Source organism: Streptomyces fuscichromogenes (assembly GCF_014645815.1).
GTDB lineage: Bacteria > Actinomycetota > Actinomycetes > Streptomycetales > Streptomycetaceae > Streptomyces > Streptomyces fuscichromogenes.
In genome coordinates, this window is sequence record NZ_BMML01000001.1 from 624,319 (window position 1) to 640,643 (window position 16,325).

12 protein-coding genes are annotated in these 16,325 nt (G+C 70.1%); all 12 read left to right on the forward strand.

Translation table 11 applies throughout. The annotated features are described in order from the left end of the window. Positions 1-497 precede the first annotated feature (497 nt). A complete protein-coding gene (gene uvrC, locus IEZ11_RS02805) occupies positions 498-2,648 on the forward strand; it encodes an excinuclease ABC subunit UvrC (RefSeq protein ID WP_189260899.1) in 2,151 nt (716 codons plus the stop codon). Next, positions 2,645-3,691 (forward strand): RNase adapter RapZ, encoded by a 1,047-nt coding sequence (gene rapZ, locus IEZ11_RS02810; RefSeq protein ID WP_189260900.1) that lies wholly within the window; start codon positions 2,645-2,647, stop codon positions 3,689-3,691. Before uvrC ends, rapZ begins: the two co-directional genes overlap by 4 nt. Continuing rightward, on the forward strand, positions 3,688-4,755 hold the full coding sequence (locus tag IEZ11_RS02815; RefSeq protein ID WP_189260901.1) for a gluconeogenesis factor YvcK family protein: 1,068 nt from the start codon (positions 3,688-3,690) through the stop codon (positions 4,753-4,755). Before rapZ ends, IEZ11_RS02815 begins: the two co-directional genes overlap by 4 nt. After that, entirely contained in the window at positions 4,746-5,735 is a 990-nt protein-coding gene (gene whiA, locus IEZ11_RS02820) for a DNA-binding protein WhiA (protein ID WP_089100932.1), read from the forward strand. The genes IEZ11_RS02815 and whiA overlap by 10 nt, the downstream gene beginning before the upstream one ends. A gap of 168 nt (positions 5,736-5,903) precedes the next feature. Further along, complete coding sequence (locus tag IEZ11_RS02825) at positions 5,904-8,858, forward strand: M14 family metallopeptidase (protein WP_189260902.1); 2,955 nt, start codon at positions 5,904-5,906, stop codon at positions 8,856-8,858. A 274-nt stretch (positions 8,859-9,132) separates the two neighbouring features. After that, entirely contained in the window at positions 9,133-10,143 is a 1,011-nt protein-coding gene (gene gap, locus IEZ11_RS02830) for a type I glyceraldehyde-3-phosphate dehydrogenase (RefSeq protein WP_189260903.1), read from the forward strand. A 151-nt stretch (positions 10,144-10,294) separates the two neighbouring features. Further along, positions 10,295-11,506 (forward strand): phosphoglycerate kinase, encoded by a 1,212-nt coding sequence (locus IEZ11_RS02835; protein WP_189260904.1) that lies wholly within the window; start codon positions 10,295-10,297, stop codon positions 11,504-11,506. Positions 11,507-11,512: 6 nt separating this feature from the next. Further along, a complete protein-coding gene (tpiA, locus tag IEZ11_RS02840) occupies positions 11,513-12,289 on the forward strand; it encodes a triose-phosphate isomerase (protein WP_189260905.1) in 777 nt (258 codons plus the stop codon). Positions 12,290-12,391: 102 nt separating this feature from the next. Further along, positions 12,392-12,622 (forward strand): preprotein translocase subunit SecG, encoded by a 231-nt coding sequence (gene secG / locus IEZ11_RS02845; RefSeq protein WP_229712790.1) that lies wholly within the window; start codon positions 12,392-12,394, stop codon positions 12,620-12,622. A gap of 210 nt (positions 12,623-12,832) precedes the next feature. Further along, positions 12,833-13,168 (forward strand): RNA polymerase-binding protein RbpA, encoded by a 336-nt coding sequence (locus IEZ11_RS02850; RefSeq protein WP_003976875.1) that lies wholly within the window; start codon positions 12,833-12,835, stop codon positions 13,166-13,168. A 121-nt stretch (positions 13,169-13,289) separates the two neighbouring features. Further along, positions 13,290-14,546, forward strand: coding sequence for an MFS transporter (locus tag IEZ11_RS02855; RefSeq protein ID WP_189260907.1), 1,257 nt, complete (start codon positions 13,290-13,292; stop codon positions 14,544-14,546). 70 nt (positions 14,547-14,616) lie between these two features. Further along, positions 14,617-16,269, forward strand: a complete 1,653-nt coding sequence (gene pgi / locus IEZ11_RS02860) for a glucose-6-phosphate isomerase (RefSeq protein WP_189260908.1) — start codon at positions 14,617-14,619, stop codon at positions 16,267-16,269. The last annotated feature ends 56 nt before the right edge of the window (positions 16,270-16,325 follow it).

Here is a 16,325-nt window from a genome sequence, read left to right on the forward strand (position 1 = left end):
GGGGGGGTACGCCGCGTCCGCTGGCCGTCGCTCACGGCCCCGAGTTCCCCCGCATTGAAGCGTGTTGACCAATCCCCGACAACACCTTCGGCCGGTCCGGAGCGCCCACCTGGCCGAGGCACGACCCCGTGACCGGCGGGATTGCGCGGGCGCGGCGATAGCGCCGTCGGCCAGGAGGCCGGAGATCGTTCGTGCGGAAGGCGCAGATTTGGGGAGGAAGCCGCGCGAGATCCGTCACGATCGGCCCGGCGGCTCCGTGCCGGTCACGCACCGGGCCCGCGAGTGCGGCATGCCGGAACGGCTCGCGACGTCACCGAGGTGTCCGATTCCGTGATCCGCTCTCCAGGCGACCAGGCGACCAGGCGACCAGGCGACCAGGCGACCAGGCGACCAGGCGACCAGGCGACCAGGCGACCAGGCGACCCCGGGAGACCTCTGCTCGGACGGTTGTCCACAGGCCCGTCGCGGTGTCGGTGCTCGCCAGTAGGGTGTGAGACATGGCCGACCCCTCCAGCTACCGCCCCAAGCCGGGACAGATCCCCGACTCTCCCGGGGTGTACAGGTTCCGTGACGAGCACCGTCGGGTGATCTACGTCGGAAAGGCGAAGAGCCTGCGCCAGCGCCTGGCGAACTACTTCCAGGACCTGGCGAGCCTGCACCCCCGCACCCGGACGATGGTCACCACCGCCACGTCCGTGGAGTGGACCGTGGTGTCCACGGAGGTCGAGGCGCTCCAGCTGGAGTACTCCTGGATCAAGGAGTACGACCCCCGGTTCAACGTGAAGTACCGCGACGACAAGAGCTACCCGTACCTCGCGGTGACGATGAACGAGGAGTTCCCGCGGGTCCAGGTGATGCGCGGTCACAAGAAGAAGGGCGTGCGCTACTTCGGGCCGTACGGCCACGCGTGGGCGATCCGGGACACCGTCGACCTGCTGCTGCGCGTGTTCCCGGTGCGCACCTGCTCGGCCGGGGTGTTCAAGAACGCCGCCCGCACCGGCCGCCCCTGTCTGCTCGGCTACATCGGCAAGTGCTCGGCCCCCTGCGTCGGCCGGATCTCCCCGCAGGACCACGGCGAACTGGCCGAGGAGTTCTGCGACTTCATGGCCGGCCGCACCGGTACCTACCTGCGCCGTCTGGAGAAGCGGATGACGGAGGCCGCCGAGGAGATGGAGTACGAGCGGGCCGCCCGGCTGCGCGACGACATCGAGGCCCTGAAGAAGGCCATGGAGAAGAGCGCGGTCGTGCTCGCCGACGCGACCGACGCCGACCTCATCGCCGTCGCGGAGGACGAGCTGGAGGCGGCCGTGCAGATCTTCCACGTGCGCGGCGGACGCGTGCGCGGGCAGCGCGGCTGGGTGACGGACAAGGTGGAGGACGTCACCACGGGTGCCCTTGTCGAGCACGCCCTCCAGCAGCTGTACGGCGAGGAGACCGGGGACGCCGTCCCCAAGGAGGTGCTGGTCCCGGCCCTGCCCGAGCCGGTCGAGCCGGTCCAGCAGTGGCTCACCGACCGCCGCGGGGCCAATGTCTCGCTGCGCATCCCGCAGCGCGGCGACAAGAAGGCCCTGATGGAGACCGTGCAGCGGAACGCGCAGCAGTCGCTCGCCCTGCACAAGACCAAGCGTGCCTCCGACCTCACCACCCGCTCGCGCGCGTTGGAGGAGATCGCCGACGCCCTGGACCTGGACAGCGCCCCGCTGCGCATCGAGTGCTACGACATCTCGCATCTCCAGGGCGACGACGTGGTGGCCTCCATGGTCGTCTTCGAGGACGGCCTCCAGCGAAAGAGCGAGTACCGCCGCTTCCAGATCAAGGGCTTCGCCGGCCAGGACGACGTGCGCTCCATGCACGAGGTGATCACCCGCCGCTTCCGCCGCTACCTCGCCGAGAAGGAGCGGACCGGCGAGTGGGCGGAGGACGACGCCGAGGACACCCGCACGGACCAGGGCACCCCCGCCCCCTCCGAAACCGGAGGGGAAAGCGGAACGGAAAACGGAATCGGAACCGACCCCGACGCCGCCCCGGTCAACGGTTTCAAGGACGACGACGGACGCCCCAAGAAGTTCGCCTACCCGCCCCAGCTCGTGGTCGTCGACGGCGGCCGGCCGCAGGTCGCCGCCGCCCGGCGGGCGCTGGACGAGCTCGGTATCGACGACATCGCCGTCTGCGGTCTCGCCAAGCGCCTCGAAGAGGTCTGGCTGCCCGAGGACGACGACCCCGTGGTCCTGCCCCGCACCAGCGAGGGCCTCTACCTCCTCCAGCGCGTCCGGGACGAGGCGCACCGCTTCGCCATCACCTACCAGCGCACCAAGCGGGCCAAGCGGTTCCGCTCCGGCCCCCTGGACGACGTACCGGGCCTCGGCGAAACCCGCAAACAAGCGTTGATCAAGCATTTCGGCTCGGTGAAGAAGCTGCGGTCCGCCACAATCGAGCAGATCCAGGAAGTACCCGGGATAGGCCGCAAGACGGCCGAGACCATCGCGGTGGCCCTCGCCCAGGCGGCCCCGGCCGCACCCGCCGTGAACACGGCGACCGGAGAGATCATGGATGACAGGGAAGACGAGGCGCCCGAGACGACGGCGGACGCCTCGGGGGAGCCCGTACCCGCGGGCGCCCCGGACGATCGACGGGGCCAGGAGAGATGACCGAGCGCGACGCACACCCCACAGCACAGCGAGATCCGGCGTTCAGTGAGACGCAGGGCGAGCCCGAGGAAGCGCACGACGAGGCGCGCCAGGACCGGCCGCACGAAGCGGAAGCCGAAGCGGTCCAGGAAAACGGAGCAGAAGTGAGTACGGACGTCACCCCGGCCGGGGTGCCCGAGGCGGCCATCCCCGAGCTGGTGATCATCTCCGGCATGTCGGGAGCCGGCCGTTCGACGGCGGCGAAGTGTCTGGAGGACCTCGGCTGGTTCGTCGTGGACAACCTCCCGCCGGCCCTCATCCCCACCATGGTCGAGCTGGGCGCCCGCTCCCAGGGCAACGTGGCGCGGATCGCGGTCGTGGTCGACGTGCGCGGCCGGCGCTTCTTCGACAACCTGCGCGAGTCCCTCGCCGACCTGGACAGCCGGAGCGTCACCCGCCGGATCGTCTTCCTGGAGTCCTCCGACGACGCTCTGGTCCGCCGCTTCGAGTCGGTGCGCCGCCCGCACCCCCTCCAGGGCGACGGCCGGATCGTCGACGGCATCGCGGCCGAGCGGGAGCTGCTGCGCGAGCTGCGCGGCGACGCCGACCTGGTGATCGACACCTCCAGCCTCAACGTGCACGAGCTGCGCGCCAAGATGGACGCCCAGTTCGCCGGTGAGGAGGAGCCCGAGCTGCGGGCGACGGTGATGTCGTTCGGGTTCAAGTACGGCCTGCCGGTCGACGCCGACCTGGTCGCCGACATGCGGTTCCTGCCCAACCCGCACTGGGTGCCGGAGCTGCGCCCGTACACCGGCCTCAACGAGGAGGTGTCGGCGTACGTCTTCAATCAGCCGGGCGCCAAGGAGTTCCTCGACCGGTACGCCGAGCTGCTGCGGCTGATCGCGACCGGGTACCGGCGTGAGGGCAAGCGCTACGTGACGATCGCCATCGGCTGCACGGGCGGCAAGCACCGCTCGGTCGCCGTGTCCGAAAAGCTCGCCGCCCGCCTGGCCGCCGAGGGAGTGGAGACCGTAGTCGTGCACCGGGACATGGGGCGCGAGTGACCGAGCGCACTCCACGGCTGAGCCGGCTGCGCCGGATGGTGCCCGAGTCCCGCACGGGCCGTCCCGTCGAGGCCCGCGGCGCCCGGCCGCGCCGTCGCGGCACCCAGCCCAAGGTGGTCGCCCTGGGCGGCGGCATGGGACTGTCCGCGTCGCTCGCGGCCCTGCGCCGGATCACCGGCGACCTCACCGCCGTGGTCACCGTGGCCGACGACGGCGGCTCCAGCGGGCGTCTCCGTGACGAGCTGGGCGTCCTTCCCCCGGGTGATCTGCGCAAGGCGCTCGCCGCCCTGTGCGGTGACGACGACTGGGGTCAGACCTGGGCCCGGGTCATCCAGCACCGCTTCCAGTCCAAGGGCGACCTGCACGAGCACGCGGTCGGCAACCTGCTGATCGTCGCCCTGTGGGAACAGCTCGGCGACCACGTCCAGGCCCTGGACCTGGTCGGCAGGCTGCTCGGCGCGCACGGACGCGTGCTGCCGATGTCCGCGGTGCCACTGGAGCTGCAGGCCCTGGTCAAGGGGCACGATCCGGAGCGGCCCGAGGAGGTGGACATCGTCCGGGGGCAGGCCACCGTGGCGCTCACGCCCGGCGAGGTGCAGTCCGTGCACCTGGTGCCGCACGACCCGCCGGCCGTGCCCGAGGCGGTCGAGGCCGTGCTGGACGCGGACTGGGTGGTGCTGGGCCCGGGATCGTGGTTCTCGTCGGTGATCCCGCACCTGCTCGTCCCCGATCTGCTGGACGCGCTCACCGAGACCAAGGCCCGTAAGGTCCTGTCCCTGAACCTGGCGCCCCAGCCGGGAGAAACCGAGGGCTTCTCTCCGCAGCGTCATTTGGAGGTTTTGGGGCGACACGCCCCTAAACTCGCCCTGGACGTGGTGCTGGCCGACGAGGCCGCCGTGCCCGACCGCGACTCGCTCACCGAGGCCGCCAAGCGGCTGGGGGCCGCGGTCGAGCTGGGCCCCGTGGCCCGGACCGACGGTTCACCCCGGCATGACCCGGAGCTGTTGGCCGCCGCGTACGACCGTATTTTTCGGATGCATGGAAGGATCGGCCCATGGCGATGACGGCAGCGGTGAAGGACGAGATCTCCCGGCTACCCGTCACCCGGACCTGCTGCCGGAAGGCGGAGGTCTCCGCCATTCTGCGGTTCGCGGGCGGCCTCCACCTGGTGAGCGGGCGCATCGTGATCGAGGCGGAGCTGGACACCGCGATGGCGGCCCGGCGCCTCAAGCGGGACATCCTGGAGATCTTCGGCCACAGCTCCGAGCTGATCGTGATGGCACCCGGCGGGCTGCGCCGCGGCTCGCGGTACGTCGTGCGGGTGGTGGCGGGCGGCGACCAGCTGGCCCGCCAGACCGGCCTGGTGGACGGCCGGGGCAGGCCGATCCGGGGCCTTCCCCCGCAGGTCGTCTCCGGGGCCACCTGCGACGCCGAGGCGGCCTGGCGCGGCGCCTTCCTGGCGCACGGTTCGCTGACCGAGCCCGGCCGCTCCTCCTCCCTGGAGGTGACCTGCCCGGGCCCGGAGGCCGCGCTCGCGCTGGTCGGCGCCGCCCGTCGGCTGTCCATCGCCGCGAAGGCCCGTGAGGTGCGCGGGGTGGACCGGGTGGTCGTCCGTGACGGTGACGCGATCGGCGCCCTGCTGACCCGTCTCGGTGCCCACGAGTCGGTGCTGGCCTGGGAGGAGCGCCGGATGCGCCGCGAGGTCCGCGCCACCGCGAACCGCCTCGCCAACTTCGACGACGCCAACCTGCGCCGCTCCGCCCGTGCGGCCGTGGCCGCCGGGGCCAGGGTCCAGCGGGCCCTGGAGATCCTCGCCGACGAGGTTCCCGAGCACCTCGCGGCGGCCGGCCGGCTGCGCATGGAGCACAAGCAGGCCTCCCTGGAGGAGCTGGGCGCGCTCGCCGACCCGCCGCTCACCAAGGACGCCGTCGCCGGCCGGATCCGTCGTCTGCTCGCGATGGCCGACAAGCGGGCGTCCGATCTGGGCATCCCGGGCACCGAGGCCAACCTCTCCGAGGAGCTGGCCGACAACCTCGCAGGCTGAGGCACCGTCACCCCGTCGGTGCCGGCGTCCGTGACGGTCGCCGGCACCGGTGTTTGCATCTCTTTTAAGCCACCGTGAACTGGCCATGAGGCAGCCTTGACTGGATCATGAAGTGTCATGAGCCTGGCAGGAGTTCGCCGTCGTGGCGAACCACTGCTAGGGGGGTTCATGAGACACAGAGCGAGATCGATCCTCGCTGTCGGCGCGCTCCTGATCGGCGGGGCCGCGCTCGCGCCCGTGGCCCAGGCGCAGAACGGCGGTTCCGGGAAGACCGACCCCGACCAGGTCAAGGTCTTCCACGCGGACGTCACCAAGAAACAGATTCCCCTTCTGCTCGAAGCCGGGCAGGACGGCAATGAACTCGGTGACCAGGTCACCGGATCCGGCAGGACGGAGGTCGAGCTGTACCTGACCGACCAGCAGGCGAAGAAGCTGGCGAAGCAGGGCGTCGACCTCACCGAGCACACGGTGTCGGCCAGGGCCGAGGCGCGGGCCGAGAGCGCCGCGCAGGGTGTGTTCCGCCCGTACGGCGGCGCCGGCGGTCTCGAGGCGGAGATCCTCGCGACCGCGCAGGCCAACCCCGGTCTCACCAAGGTCGAGTCCATCGGGAAGACGGTCGACGGACAGGACATCCTCGCGCTCAGGCTGACCAAGGGCGCGAAGAGTTCGAAGGACGGCTCCAAGCCCTCCGTGCTGTACGTGTCCAACCAGCACGCGCGCGAGTGGATCACGCCGGAGATGACCCGCCGGCTGATGCACTACTACCTGGACAACTACCGCACCGACAAGCGCGTCAAGAAGATCGTCGACTCGACCGAGCTGTGGTTCGTGCTGTCCGCCAACCCGGACGGCTACGACTACACCTTCCAGAACTCCGACACCCGCCTGTGGCGCAAGAACCTGCGGGACGTCAACGGCGACGGGGTCATCGGCACGGGTGACGGCGTCGACCTCAACCGCAACTTCGGCTACAAGTGGGGCTACGACGACGAGGGTTCGTCCCCCAACCCCACCAGCGAGACCTACCGCGGCGCGAGCCCCGAGTCCGAGCCCGAGACCAGGGCGCTGGACGTCTTCGAGAAGCGGATCGGGTTCACGTACGGCATCAACTACCACTCCGCCGCGGAGCTCCTCCTCTACGGCGTCGGCTGGCAGGTGGCCACCCCGACCCCGGACGACGTCCTCTACAAGGCGCTGGCCGGCACCCCGGACAACCCGGCGATCCCCGGCTACCACTCGCAGGTCTCCTCCGAGCTGTACACCACCAACGGCGAGGCGGACGGCCACGCGTCGAACGTCAACGGCATGGCGATGTTCACCCCCGAGATGTCGACCTGCCAGACGGCCTCGAACATCGATCCGAACGACGCCTGGAACGCCGCCGACTGCCAGTCGGTCTTCAACTTCCCGGACGACGAGAAGCTGATCCAGGACGAGTTCGAGAAGAACATCCCCTTCGCGCTCTCGGTCGCCGAGACCGCCGCCCACCCCGACCAGCCGGTCTCCTCGGTCGGCCTGAGCGCCGCCGACTTCACCCCGGCGACGTTCACCACGTCCTACTCGCGCGGCGCCGACCAGGAGGTCTCCGCCGTCGTCCGCAAGGCGATCCGTGACAAGGAGCTCAAGTACCGCGTGAACGGCGGCCGCACGCTGGACAGGGCGCTCAAGCCCTGGAAGGGCGGCGAGACCTACGGCGGTCACGACAACCTCTACTTCGACGAGTACCGGGCCAAGGTGAAGGGCGGCGACCCGGGCGACAGGGTCGAGGTGTGGTTCACCGGGAAGACGAAGAGCGGCAAGAAGGTCTCCAGCGCGCACTTCACCTACACCGTCGCCGAGCTGCCCAGGGCGGACACCCTGGTGGTCGCCGAGGAGGGTGCCAAGGCCACCCAGGCGCAGACCTACGTCGACGCGCTCAAGGCGGCCGGGCACAAGGCGGTCGTCTGGGACGTGGCGAGCCAGGGCGCGCCGGACGCGCTCGGCGTGCTGAAGCACTTCAGGACGGTCGTCCACTACTCGGGCACCAGCGGCCCCGGCAACGACACCCAGCTCCAGCTGCGCGCCTACCTCAACGAGGGCGGCAGGCTGATCGAGGCGGGGGAGCTGGCCGGCGGCAGCGTGAACCTCGGTGACGGCACCCCGTCGGACGACTTCAGCCAGTACTACCTGGGCGCCTACTCCCGTACGTCGACACCCGGGGCCACCGGCTTCACCGGCTCCGGCACGCTGGACGGCTTCAGCGGGGCCCTGAGCGGCACGTCCGCCAACCCGCTCGACAAGGCGGGGACCTACGCCGTCACCTCCGACGAGCTCTCGCCCGGCACGTACCCGCAGTTCGCCAGCTCGGGCGCGGGCCAGTTCGCCGGGACCGTCAATCCGTACGGGCCGTACTCCGGGTCGTACATGGCCGCGGCCGTGCACACCGACGACGCCTACAAGCGCCTCACCCGCACCATCGACCTCACCGGTGTCACCGCGGCCGAGCAGCCGGCCCTCAGTGCCAAGCTGCTGTGGGACACCGAGCCCGGCTACGACCACGCGGTGGTCGAGGCGCACGTCGTCGGCAGCGACGACTGGACGACCCTGCCCGAGAAGGGCGGCGCCACCAGCAGCGCGGTACCGAGCGAGTGCGGGGCCGGCTTCCTGATCGCCGAGCACCCGTGGCTCAGGCACTACCTGACCATCGCGGACAACCAGTGCACCGCGGGCGGCACCAGCGGCGCCTGGAACAGCTTCACCGGCAGCTCGGCGGGCTGGCAGCCGGTGAGCTTCGACCTGAGCGCCTATGCGGGGAAGTCCGTCGAGGTCTCCCTCGCCTACATCACCGACCCGGGCACCGGCGGGCACGGCGTCCTCGTCGACGACGCCTCGCTCGTGGTCGGCGGCACGGCCACCGAGACCGAGGGCTTCGAGACCTCCCTCGGTCCCTGGAGCGTCACCGGACCGCCCGCGGGCAGCCCGGCCGTCCTCAAGGACTGGGAGCGGACCGGGGCGCTGTTCAAGACCTACGGAGCCGTCACCACCGACCGCACCGTGCTGCTCGGTTTCGGCCTGGAACAGGTGAGTTCCGCGGCCGATCGTGCCGCTCTGGTGAAGAAGGCGTTGACAGCACTCGACAACTGACCCCGACGGCAATCGACATGTGAGCCGACCCGCTCACGAACGAGTGAAACGGCGGTAAAAACTGGTCGACATTCCGTGACAAAACGGTGTGATACGACCCTCGATCCGAGGTGGTCCGTACCCCTACTGGCGGGTACGGACCGCCTCGCCGTGTATGAGGCATCTGGATGTCACCGCGGGAGCCTCAGGGAGGTAGGGTCATGGGTGGTCGGGGACATCCCAAATACAGCTCGCCGGCACCGCATGGCCGGCGTACCAACGAGGAGATCGGTTCGTGACGATCCGCGTAGGCATCAACGGCTTCGGTCGTATCGGTCGCAACTACTTCCGCGCGCTGCTGGAGCAGGGCGCTGACATCGAGATCGTGGCTGTCAACGACCTGGGTGACACCGCGACCACCGCGCACCTGCTGAAGTACGACACGATCCTCGGCCGGCTCAAGGCCGAGGTGACGCACACCGCCGACACGATCACCGTCGACGGCCACACCATCAAGGTGCTGTCCGAGCGCAACCCCGCCGACATCCCGTGGGGCGAGCTGGGCGTCGACATCGTCATCGAGTCGACCGGCATCTTCACCAAGAAGGCCGACGCCGCCAAGCACATCGCCGGCGGCGCCAAGAAGGTCCTCATCTCGGCTCCGGCCAAGGACGAGGACATCACCATCGTGATGGGCGTCAACCAGGACAAGTACGACGCGGCCAACCACCACGTCATCTCCAACGCCTCCTGCACCACCAACTGTGTGGCGCCGATGGCCAAGGTGCTCGACGAGAACTTCGGCATCGTCAAGGGCCTGATGACGACGGTCCACGCGTACACCAACGACCAGCGCATCCTGGACTTCCCGCACTCGGACCTGCGCCGCGCGCGGGCCGCCGCCGAGAACATCATCCCGACCACCACCGGTGCCGCGAAGGCCACCGCGCTGGTCCTCCCGCAGCTCAAGGGCAAGCTGGACGGCATCGCCATGCGCGTCCCGGTCCCGACCGGATCCGCCACCGACCTGGTGGTGACGCTCCAGCGCGAGGTCACCAAGGACGAGGTCAACGCCGCGTTCAAGAAGGCCGCCGACGACGGCGACCTGAAGGGCTACCTGGCCTACACCGAGGACCCGATCGTCTCCTCGGACATCGTCGGCGACCCGGCCTCCTGCACCTTCGACTCCTCCCTGACCATGGTCCAGGAGGGCAACACGGTGAAGATCCTGGGCTGGTACGACAACGAGTGGGGCTACTCCAACCGCCTCGTCGACCTCACGGTCTTCGTCGGCAACCAGCTCTGATCGGCCGAACAGGCACCTCGATGCGGTAGCAGGGCTCGGGCAGCGCACGGTCGCGCCGCCCGGGCCCTGACGCGCGTAAGGATCGACCCGGCCGCATACGGTTCGATCAGTCCTCGTACGATCAAGAGCCCTCCTGTAGGAGTCCCCAACCATGAAGACGATCGACGAACTCCTCACCGAAGGGGTCGACGGCAAGCGGGTCTTCGTCCGCGCCGATCTCAACGTCCCGATGGCCGACGGTCTCATCACCGACGACGGCCGGATCCGCGCTGTCCTGCCCACCGTCAAGGCCCTGGCCGACGCGGGCGCCAAGGTGGTCGTCGCCTCCCACCTGGGCCGCCCCAAGGGTGCCCCGGACCCGAAGTTCTCGCTGCTCCAGGCCGCCGAGCGGCTCGGTGAACTGCTCGGCGCCCCGGTCGCGTTCGCCCAGGACACCGTGGGCCCCGCCGCCCACGACGCGGTGAACGGCCTGCAGCCCGGCCAGGTCGCGGTCATCGAGAACCTGCGCTTCAACGCCGGCGAGACGTCCAAGGACGACACCGAGCGCGGCGAGTTCGCGGACCGGCTGGCCGCCCTCGCGGACGTCTACGTCGGCGACGGCTTCGGCGCCGTGCACCGGGGGCACGCCTCCGTCTACGACCTCCCGGCCCGGCTGCCGCACTACGCCGGCTACCTCATCGCCACCGAGGTCGGCGTCCTGAAGAAGCTCACCGAGGACGTCAAGCGCCCCTACGTGGTGGTGCTCGGCGGCGCCAAGGTCTCCGACAAGCTCGCCGTGATCGACCAGCTGCTCGGCAAGGCCGACCGCATCCTGATCGGCGGCGGCATGGTCTACACCTTCCTGAAGGCCAAGGGTTACGAGGTCGGCAGCTCCCTCCTCCAGGAGGACCAGCTCGCGACCGTCACCGAGTACCTGGAGCGCGCCGAGAAGACCGGCGTCGAGATCGTCCTGCCGGTCGACACCCTGGTCTCCGCCGGGTTCCCGGACCTGTCGGCCAAGGCGCCGTCCCACCCCGCCACGGTCGCCGCGGACGCCATGCCGGCCGGGCAGATGGGCCTGGACATCGGCCCGGAGACCGGCAAGCTGTACGCCTCGAAGCTCGCCGACGCGGCCACCGTCTTCTGGAACGGCCCGATGGGCGTCTTCGAGCACCCCGACTACGCCGAGGGCACTCGGGCCGTCGCCCAGGCCCTCGTCGAGTCCAAGGGCTTCACCGTCGTCGGCGGCGGGGACTCCGCAGCCGCCGTGCGCATCCTCGGCTTCGACGAGAACGCGTTCGGACACATCTCGACCGGTGGCGGCGCCTCCCTCGAATACCTTGAGGGCAAGACGCTCCCCGGCCTCGCCGCACTGGAGGACTGACCCCGTATGACCACTCGCACGCCGATCATGGCGGGCAACTGGAAGATGAACCTCAACCACCTCGAGGCCATCGCGCACGTCCAGAAGCTCGCCTTCGCCCTGGCCGACAAGGACTACGAGGCCGTCGAGGTCGCCGTCCTGCCGCCCTTCACCGACCTGCGCTCCGTGCAGACCCTGGTGGACGGCGACAAGCTCAAGATCAGGTACGGCGCCCAGGACCTCTCCGCGCACGACTCCGGCGCCTTCACCGGCGAGATCTCCGGCCCCATGCTGGCGAAGCTGAAGTGCACGTACGTGGTCATCGGCCACTCCGAGCGCCGCCAGTACCACGCCGAGACCGACGAGATCGTGAACGCCAAGGTCAAGGCCGCCTACAAGCACGGCCTGACCCCGATCCTGTGCGTCGGCGAGGAGCTGGAGGTCCGCGAGGCGGGCAACCACGTCTCCCACACCCTCGCCCAGGTCGAGGGCGGTCTCAAGGACATCCCGGCCGAGCAGGCCGAGACGGTCGTGATCGCCTATGAGCCCGTGTGGGCCATCGGCACCGGCAAGGTCTGCGGCGCCGCGGACGCCCAGGAGGTCTGCGCCGCGATCCGCGCCAAGCTCGCCGAGCTGTACAGCCAGGAGCTGGCCGACCAGGTCCGTATCCAGTACGGCGGCTCCGTCAAGGCCGGCAACGTGGCCGAGATCATGGCGCAGGGTGACATCGACGGTGCCCTGGTCGGCGGGGCCTCGCTGGACGCGGACGAATTCGTCAAGATCGTACGCTTCCGCGATCAGTGAGTATGCGGTAAGCGGGATCCGTCGTACCCTTGCGGGGGCGCAGCTCTGTCGCTGCGCCCCCGCAGCCCATCCGAATCCGAGGAAGTTGGTCCAGCCGTGGTTTTGGCGTTCTCGATCGCCCTGATCGTCTTCAGCCTGCTGCTGATGCTGCTGGTGCTGATGCACAAGGGCAAGGGCGGCGGCCTCTCCGACATGTTCGGTGGTGGCATGCAGTCCTCCGTCGGCGGCTCCTCGGTCGCCGAGCGGAACCTGGACCGGATCACCCTGATCATCGGTCTGCTGTGGTTCGCGTGCATCGTCGTCCTCGGCCTCCTGATGAAGACGAACAGCTGATCCGCGACTCGCACACACGCACAATCCGCACGTAAGGCCCCATGTTCGGTACGCGCACCTGAGCGCGGCCTATCATGGGGCTTGCGTCTAGGTGCGGGGGCGGTAACTCCCACCACTGGACGCGCGTTGGGCCTTACGTAGACTGAGGCGCTCGCAACGAAGCGACACGCCGACTCGCTTCGCGGCACCATCACGCAGGGAGTTACGACCGTGGCAAGTGGCAACGCGATCCGAGGTAGCCGGGTCGGGGCGGGGCCGATGGGCGAGGCCGAGCGCGGTGAGTCCGCGCCCCGTCTGCGCATCTCCTTCTGGTGCTCCAACGGGCACGAGACGCAGCCGAGCTTCGCCAGCGACGCGCAGGTGCCCGAGACCTGGGACTGCCCGCGCTGTGGCTTCCCGGCCGGTCAGGACCGGGACAACCCGCCGGACCCGCCGCGCACCGAGCCGTACAAGACGCACCTCGCGTACGTACGGGAGCGGCGCAGCGACGCGGACGGCGAGGCGATCCTCGCCGAGGCACTCGCCAAACTGCGCGGCGAGATCTAGGAGTTGAGACCGGCCGGGTGCCCGAGGGCGCCTGGCCGGAGGTGTCTTCGCGGCCGGGTCCCGGCCCGTTGTCAGTGCTGCCCTCTACGGTTCGGGTATCGGCGAACCGCGGGGGGCGAGGATGACGACGGGCGAGGAGGCACTCGCGTGGCGCGGGGGATTCGGACGGCTGTGGACGGCCGCCGTGGTCTCCCGGTTCGGGGACGCGTTACGGACGTCCGCGCTGCCCCTGCTGGCCGCGCGCCTGACCGACGACCCGCTCGCCATCGCCTCGGTGACCGCCTGCGGCTATCTGCCGTGGCTGCTGTTCGGGCTGCTCGGCGGTGCCGTCGCGGACCGGGTGGACCAGCGGCGCGCCATGTGGGCCGTGGACTCGGTACGAGGGCTGCTGGTCGCCGCCTTCGCACTCGCCGTGGCGCTCGGTCACGCCTCGGTCCCGCTGCTGCTCCTGCTCGCCTTCGCCCTCACCACCCTGCAGACACTCTTCGACAACGCCTCCACCGCCCTGCTGCCCTCGCTGGTGGACCGGCACGCCCTGGGCAGTGCCAACGCCCGGCTGATGACCGGCCAGCAGATCGCCGGCGGGCTGCTCGGGGCACCGCTCGTGCCGCTGCTCCTGGCGGCCGGCGCGGCCATGCCCTTCGCGGCCGACGCCGGCACCTACCTGGCGGCCGCCGCCCTGGTCGCCTCCCTCCGGACACGGCCACCGGACCGGGCGCCACGCCCGGCGGGCAGCACGCTGCGCACGGAGATCGCCGAGGGCCTGCGCGCCCTGTGGCAGGACCGCGCCCTGCGGGCGGTCTGCGTCGCCACCCTGCTCTGCAACATCGGCATGGGCGCCCTGATCGCCACCCTGGTGCTGCACGTGACGCGCTGGCTGCACGCCGGCACCGCGGGTTACGCGGCCGCGATGACCGCGTACGCGGCCGGCAGCATCACCGGCGGCTTCCTCGCCCAGCGCATCGCCCGCCGCACCGGCCGGGTGCGGGCCCTGCTGGCCGCCGGGACGGTGCAGACGTCGGCCCTGCTGCTCATGGGCACCCTCCGGCACCTGGGCGCGCTGGTCGCCGGCATGCTTCTGCTCGGCGCGATGAACATGGTGTGGAACGTCAACCAGGTCACGCTGATGCAGCAACGCGCGCCCGAGTCGATGACCGGCCGGATCGCCGCCGCCTTCCGTACCTCCGCCACGTCCGGCGCGCCGCTCGGCGCCCTGCTCGGCGGAGCCGTCGCGGGAGCCTGCGGACTGAACGGCCCCGCGCTGCTGGCCGCCGTCCTCTTCGGCCTGGCCGTCACCTCGTTGATACCGGTGCGCAAGCCGGACGTACCTGTTGTTGCGCCGCGGGACAGCGCGACGGTAGGCCGAGCCCTGAGCTGATCAACTAGGTTGGAACGGCAGCGGCGCAGGCACGCACAGGACAGGTGCAAGGAAGAAGGCTGAAGTCGGAATGAACGCAGACGGCCGTACCAGGCTCAACCAGACGCCCGAGTGGACCGCGCTCGCCAAGCACCGGGAGGAGCTCGCCGGCACCCACCTGCGGGACCTGTTCGCCGCCGACCCGGGACGCGGCACGAACTACACCCTCCAGGTCGGCGACCTCCACATCGACTACTCGAAGCACCTGGTCAACGACGAGACGCTGCGGCTGCTGCGGGAGCTGGCCGCGGCCACCGACGTCTTCGGCCTGCGGGACGCCATGTTCCGCGGCGAGAAGATCAACATCACCGAGAACCGCGCGGTGCTGCACACGGCCCTGCGCGCCCCGCGCGACGCGGTGGTCGAGGTCGACGGCGAGAACGTGGTGCCGCAGGTGCACGCGGTCCTCGACAAGATGGGCGCCTTCGCCGACCGGGTCCGCTCGGGCGAGTGGACCGGCCACACCGGCAGGCGCATCCGCAACGTCGTCAACATCGGCATCGGCGGCTCCGACCTCGGCCCGGCGATGGCCTACGAGGTGCTGCGCAGCTTCACCGACCGCGACCTCACGGTCCGCTTCGTCTCCAACGTCGACGGCGCCGACCTGCACGAGGCGACCCGCGACCTGGACCCGGCGGAGACCCTCTTCATCGTCGCTTCCAAGACGTTCACCACGATCGAGACGATCACCAACGCCACCTCCGCCCGCAACTGGCTCCTCACCGAGCTGAAGGCCGGTCAGGAAGCGGTCGCCAGGCACTTCGTGGCCCTCTCCACGAACGGCGGGAAGGTGTCGGAGTTCGGCATCGACCCGGACAACATGTTCGAGTTCTGGGACTGGGTCGGCGGCCGCTACTCCTACGACTCCGCCATCGGCCTCTCGCTGATGATCGCCATCGGCCCGGACCGGTTCCGCGAGATGCTCGACGGCTTCCACCTGGTCGACGAGCACTTCCGCACCGCCCCCGCCGAGGCCAACGTCCCTCTGCTGCTGGGCCTGTTGGGCATCTGGTACGGCAACTTCCACGACGCCCAGTCGCACGCGGTGCTGCCCTACAGCCACTACCTCTCCAAGTTCACCGCCTACCTGCAGCAGCTGGACATGGAGTCCAACGGCAAGTACGTGGCGCGGGACGGCAAGGAGGCCGACTGGCAGACCGGCCCGGTCGTCTGGGGCACGCCGGGCACCAACGGCCAGCACGCGTACTACCAGTTGATCCACCAGGGCACCAAGCTGATCCCGGCGGACTTCATCGGCTTCGCCGAGCCGGTCGCCGAGCTGAGCGGTGAACTGAAGGCGCAGCACGACCTGCTGATGGCGAACTTCTTCGCCCAGACCCAGGCGCTGGCCTTCGGCAAGACCGCCGACGAGGTCCGCGCGGAGGGCGTGGCCGAGGAGCAGGTGGCGCACCGCACCTTCAAGGGCAACCACCCCACGACGACCGTCCTGGCGAGGCAACTCACCCCGTCCGTCCTCGGCCAGCTGGTGGCGTTGTACGAGCACAAGGTCTTCACCCAGGGCGCCGTCTGGAACATCGACTCCTTCGACCAGTGGGGCGTGGAGCTGGGCAAGGTCCTCGCCAAGCGCGTCGAGCCGGTCCTGACGGAGGGCGCCGAGGTACCGGGCCTTGACGCCTCGACGAAGGCGCTGGTGGCCAAGTACCGGGAGCTGCGCGGGCGTTAGGCCGGGCATGAGAGAACCCGTACGGCCGTCCGGGCCGTACGGGTTCTCTTCGGCAC